This is a genomic window from Teichococcus deserti (assembly GCF_001982615.1).
In the GTDB taxonomy this organism is placed as follows: Bacteria; Pseudomonadota; Alphaproteobacteria; order Acetobacterales; family Acetobacteraceae; genus Pseudoroseomonas; species Pseudoroseomonas deserti.
This window is the reverse complement of record NZ_MLCO01000481.1, coordinates 1-2,419: the sequence shown is the minus strand read 5'-3', so window position 1 is coordinate 2,419 and position 2,419 is coordinate 1. Positions and strand designations below refer to the sequence as shown.

Annotated in this window: 2 protein-coding genes; both read left to right on the top strand. The window is 71.6% G+C overall.

Going from position 1 to position 2,419, the window contains the following annotated elements:
- A partial coding sequence (hemW, locus tag BKE38_RS29310; RefSeq protein ID WP_076960631.1) for a radical SAM family heme chaperone HemW occupies nt 1-1,001 on the top strand: 1,001 nt, incomplete at its 5' end.
- 76 nt (nt 1,002-1,077) lie between these two features.
- A complete protein-coding gene (locus BKE38_RS29305; RefSeq protein ID WP_076960630.1) occupies nt 1,078-2,337 on the top strand; it encodes a putative DNA modification/repair radical SAM protein in 1,260 nt (419 codons plus the stop codon).
- Nucleotides 2,338-2,419: the final 82 nt, after the last annotated feature.

The following is a 2,419-nucleotide window of genomic DNA, read 5'->3' as shown; positions in this document are numbered from 1 at the left end:
AGCGGCGCCGGCTCGCCTCGATCTTCTTCGGCGGCGGCACGCCCAGCCTGATGCCGACGCAGGCCGTCGCCGACATCATCGCCGACGCCTGCCGCTTCTTCGACCCGACGCCCGACATCGAGATCACGCTGGAGGCCAATCCAACCAGCGTCGAGATCGCCAAGCTGGCCGAGCTGCGCGATGCCGGCGTCAACCGGGCGAGCCTGGGCGTGCAGGCGCTGAACAACCAGGCGCTGGGCTTCCTCGGCCGCAAGCACGATGCCGGACAGGCGATCGCCGCGCTGGAGGCGGCGCGGTCGCTGTTCCCGCGCCTGTCCTTCGACCTGATCTATGCCCGCCCCGACCAGCAGGAGGCCGAGTGGCGCGCCGAGCTGCGCCAGGCCCTGGCGCTCGCCGCCGACCACCTTTCCCTCTATCAGCTGACCATCGAGCCGGGGACGCGCTTCGCGACCGAACATGCCCGCGGCGCCTTCGCCCTGCCCGAGGGCGACGAGGCGGCGGCCCTCTACTTCGCCACGGGGGAAGAGGCGGGGCGCTTCGGCCTGCTGCCCTACGAGGTCTCCAACTACGCCAGGCCGGGGGCGGAAAGCCGGCACAACCTGGCCTATTGGCGCTATGGCGACTATCTCGGCATCGGCGCCGGCGCGCACCAGCGGCTGCTGCTGCGCGAGGGGCTGGTGGCCAGCCGACGCCACCGCGGTCCCGAGGAATGGCTCGCCCGGGTCGAGGCCGACGGCCATGCCATCACCCATGCCGAGACGCTCTCCGCCACCGACCGCGCGCGGGAGGCGATGCTGATGGGGCTGCGCCTGTCGGAAGGCGTCGACCCGGCCCGCATCGAGGCCCGCACCGGCATAACCCTGGCCGAGGCGGTCGATCCGGCCATCCTGGCCGCCTGCCTGGACGAGGACTATCTGCGCTGGACCGGCGATGGCCGCCTGGCCGCGACCTGGGAAGGGCGGCTCAGGCTGGACGCGCTGCTGCCCGCCCTGCTGCGCTGACCGCCCGAACCGCCACGCTTGCATCCGGGGTCTTTAAGAACAAATATAGAACTAAAGTCTCCGGATCGCCTGCGCCATGGATCTCCGCGCCAAGCTCGCCCTTCTGGCGGATGCCGCCAAATACGATGCCTCCTGCGCCTCCTCCGGCACCTCGAAGCGGGATTCGCGGAAGGGCGGCCTGGGCAGCACCGAGGGGATGGGGATCTGCCACGCCTATGCGCCGGATGGCCGCTGCATCTCGCTGCTCAAGGTGCTGCTGACCAATGCCTGCCATTTCGACTGCGTCTACTGCATCAACCGCGCCAGCTCGAACGTGCCGCGGGCGCGCTTCACGGTCGACGAGCTGGTCCGGCTGACGCTGGCCTTCTACCGCCGCAACTACATCGAGGGGCTGTTCCTCAGCTCCGGCATCATCCGCTCGCCCGACTACACCATGGAGCAGATGAACCGCGTCGCCCGGACGCTCCGCGAGGAGCACGGCTTCCACGGCTATATCCACTTGAAGACCATCCCCGACGCGGCGCCTGCTTTGCTGGCCGAGGCCGGGCGCTGGGCCGACCGCCTCTCGATCAACGTCGAGCTGCCGCAGGATGCCAGCCTGCAGCGCCTGGCGCCCGAGAAGGACCTGCCGGCCATCCGCGGCGCCATGGCCGGCCTGGCCACCCGCATCGAGGAGGCGAAGGAGGCGAAGAAGACCGCGCGCCGCGCCACGCCGCCGCGCTTCGCCCCGGCCGGGCAATCGACCCAGATGATCGTCGGCGCCGATGACAGCGACGACCGCCGCATCCTGACCACCGGCGCCGCGCTCTATGGCCGCTACCGGATGCGGCGGGTCTACTACTCGGCCTATTCGCCGATCCCCGCAGCCTCGTCCCTGCTGCCCCCCGCCGCGCCGCCCCTGCTGCGCGAGCATCGCCTCTACCAGGCCGACTGGCTGCTGCGCTTCTACGGCTTCGGCACGGAGGAGATCATGGAGGGCGGCGAGGCCGGCATGCTGGCGCTCGACATCGACCCCAAGCTGGCCTGGGCGCTGAAGCATCGCGGCCTCTTTCCGCTCGACCTCAACCGTGCCCCGCGCGAGATGCTGCTGCGCGTCCCCGGCCTCGGCGCCCGCAATGTCGACCGCATCCTGGCCGCCCGCGCCGAGGGGCCGGTGCGGCTGGGAGAGCTCGCCGGGCTGCGCGTGCCGCTGAAGAAGGTGGCGCCCTTCGTCACCGCGCCCGACCACCGGCCGCCGCCGGGCCAGCTCGACAGCATGAATCTGCGCGAGCAGTTGCGCCCCGGCAGCCGCTTCGCCCGCGCCGCCCGCCCGGCGCAGCTCAGCCTCGATGTATAGCGTCGCCCTCGAGGACGAGGCGGATTGGGACGGCGGGCGCCGGGCCGCCCGCCACCTGCTGGCCGCCGGCATCCCGCCCGAT